2 protein-coding genes and 1 pseudogene are annotated in these 3,024 nt (G+C 69.1%); 1 reads left to right on the top strand and 2 read right to left on the bottom strand.

Annotated elements, in window-relative coordinates:
* Window positions 1–296: 296 nt before the first annotated feature.
* Entirely contained in the window at window positions 297–755 is a 459-nt protein-coding gene (locus AC27IO_RS22340; protein ID WP_284430151.1) for a RidA family protein, read from the bottom strand.
* A gap of 193 nt (window positions 756–948) precedes the next feature.
* Window positions 949–2,613 (bottom strand): methyl-accepting chemotaxis protein, encoded by a 1,665-nt coding sequence (locus tag AC27IO_RS22335; RefSeq protein WP_498740823.1) that lies wholly within the window; start codon window positions 2,611–2,613, stop codon window positions 949–951.
* 176 nt (window positions 2,614–2,789) lie between these two features.
* Here AC27IO_RS22335 and AC27IO_RS22330 point away from each other — a divergent pair.
* Window positions 2,790–3,024 (top strand): annotated as a pseudogene (locus AC27IO_RS22330) (hypothetical protein); the annotation flags it as partial.

The raw sequence follows: 3,024 nt of genomic DNA, 5'->3' as shown, positions 1-3,024 counted from the left end.
CGCCTGCCAGTCCGCCCCCCACCGAAGGGCAGCGCGCCTGCCCCGAAGCCCGCAGCCGCAGCGCGCGCGACGGCGGGCGGTGGGGACGATGACTGGACGTCGTTCTAGGGAATCATTGACACGCACCGGCTGCGACGCCCCCGATGCATCAGGGGGCTGCCGGCCGTGGGGCCATCGCGGGATGGCCTTCGAAAGCAGGGGTGACCCGCAGCGCGGGCAGGTCCCGGTCTCGACGGGGTGGGTGCCCCAGGCCCAGGCCTGCGCCAGCCACCCCTTGCGCCAACGAGGGCGCGCGATCAGCCCAGTTCGGCGATCAATTCGATTTCGACGCACGCACCCATGGGGATCTGCGCCACGCCGAAGGCGCTGCGGGCGTGCACGCCCCGGTCGCCGAACACCTGGCCGAACAGTTCACTCGCGCCGTTGGTCACCAGATGCTGTTCGGTGAACTCGCCCGTCGAATTGACCAGGCTCATCACCTTGACGATGCGCTTGACCCGGTTCAGGTCGCCACCGGTGGCCGCATGCAGCGTGCCCAGCAGGTCGATGGCCACGGCCCGCGCGGCCGCCTTGCCTTCTTCGGTGGTGATGCTGCGGCCGAACTGCGCGGCCCAGGGCTTGCCATCCTTGCGCGCGATGTGTCCGCTCAGGAACACCAGGTTGCCGGTCTGCACGTAGGGCACGTAGGCCGCGGCGGGGACCGAGACGGGGGGCAGGGTGATGTCGAGTTCTTTCAGCTTGTCGTAAACGCTCATGGTGTTCCTTGGCAACGGGAGGAGTGAGAAGGCAGAAAAAGGCCGCAAGCCCCGGGGGCCTGCGGCGCAGCGCGCAAGTGTTGCACAACCGGCTGGCGGTTCTCTGCGTTCGCCGTTCCTCGCGGCGGCGCCGGCACCTGGGGCGCGCCGGTCCCGCTCACGCGCCGGGATCGGTCATCCCGTGGCCGCCCGCTCAGGCGATGGCCGGGCGGCGTGGCTGGAAGGCCGGGGGCAGGGCGGCCTTGGCGGGGCTGCGCAGGGCGGGCTGGCCGGGGGCGGACAGCACGGCCTGGGCATCGAGCTTGAAGATCGCGACCGCGTCCACCAGCCGGCGCGTCTGCTGCTCCAGGCTCTGCGCGGCGGCGGCGCTTTCCTCCACCAGCGCGGCGTTCTGCTGCGTGGTCTGGTCGATCTGGCTGATGGCCTGGCTGATCTGCCCGACGCCAGCGCTCTGCTCGGCGCTGGCACCGCGGATCTGCGCCACCATTTCAGTCACGCGCTGGATCGCGCCGACCACTTCCTGCATCGTGCGGCCAGCCTCGTCCACCAGTTCGGAGCCCTGCGACACCCGCTCCACGCTGGTGCCGATCAGGCCCTTGATCTGCTTGGCGGCGTCGGCCGAACGGCCGGCCAGGCTGCGCACCTCGGAGGCCACCACGGCAAAGCCCCGGCCCTGCTCGCCGGCCCGGGCCGCTTCCACGGCGGCGTTCAGGGCGAGGATGTTGGTCTGGAAGGCGATGCCGTCGATCACGCCGATGATGTCGGAGATCTGCCGCGAGCTGTCGTTGATGTCCTTCATGGTCTTGACCACCTGGGTCACCACGCCGCCGCCCTGGGTGGCCACCGTGGTCGCGTCCTGGGCCAGCTGATCGGCCTGCTTGGCGTTGTCGGCGTTGTTGCGCACCGTGGTGCTGAACTGTTCCATGGTCGATGCCACCTGCTCCAGCGCGCTGGCCTGTTCTTCGGTGCGCTGGCTCAGGTCGGTGTTGCCCGTGGAGATTTCCATCGATCCGGTGGCGATGGAGTCGCTGGCGTTGCGCACCTCCGCCACGATGGACACCAGGCTCTGCTGCATGGTGCCCAGCGAGGCCAGCACGCTGCCGGGCAGGGCGTTGGACAGGCCTGCCATGTCGGACAGGTCGCCCTGCGCCACGCGCTGGGCCGCGGAACTCAGTTCGGAGGGCTCTGCGCCCAGCGAGCGGGTGAGGCTGCGCGTGATCAGCACGCCGGCGATGGCCGCTGCGGCGAAGGCCAGCAGGCAGGCGCCCAGCAGCAGGGACCGCTGCCACCGGAACTCGGCCTCCGCCTCCTTGACCATGGCGGCCGCCCGCTGGTCCGTGGCGAGCGAGTATTCGTTCGTCTTGGCGATCAGCGCGGCCAGCAGGGGGCGGCATTCCGCGTTCATCTTGGTGGTGGCCTGCTCACGCTGGCCCGACACGGCCAGGTTGATGATGTCCAGGGCCACGGTGCCGTAGGCCTGCTCCACCTTGTCGATCTCACCCACCAGGGTCCTGATGGCCGGGGGGACCTCGCCGTGGCTGACCATGTCTTTCAGCTTGGCCATGTTGGCCTGCACGTCCTTGTGCGCCTCGATCGCCGCCGCCTTCTCCACCGCCACGTCGGCATCGCTCTTCACCAGCACCAGGTTGCGGGCCGCGATGGCCCGGCGGTCCACCGCCATGCGTATCTGCTCGGACAGCTTGGCGCGGGCGGCCACGCCGTGCACGTAATCGCTGAAGTTCTCGTTAGCCCCGTTCAGCCCCCACACCGCCACGCTGGAGGCCAGCAGTACGAGCAAGGCCAGCACCCCGAAGGAAAGCGTCAACTGGGCTTTGACGGTGAGATTTCGCAGCGACATAGGGCACTCCAAATGGGTTATTTGATAAATATGATTCAAATGATAAGCAACATTCTGTAAAAGTAAAGGTGAATCGACCCTAGATTGGCCATGAAGTTGGGCTATGCCAATAGGCGGAAAGCACCGGGCTGTAGCGAAAAGGAAACGCTGCCGTCGACCGCCATTAGCATGCGCGCATGCCGCAGCCGTCTCCCGCCTCTGCCGTACTTGCCACGCCTGCCATGGCGCGCCCCTGGCGCTGGCCCTGGTGGCTGGCCGGGGTGCTCGCGGGAGCGGCGCTGCAGCTCACGCAGGCGACGTTGTGGCCGCTGGCCGCCTATGCGGCGGCGGCGCTGGGCGGGCTGCTGGGGGCCGTGGCGGCGGTGGTGCCGTCGGGCCGCGTGCGGCGGCTTGCCTCGGTCGCGGCTGCGC

Source organism: Acidovorax sp. KNOB132, assembly GCF_057541515.1.
Note: the sequence above shows the minus strand (reverse complement) of the source record. Positions and strands in the feature narration are given on the sequence as shown.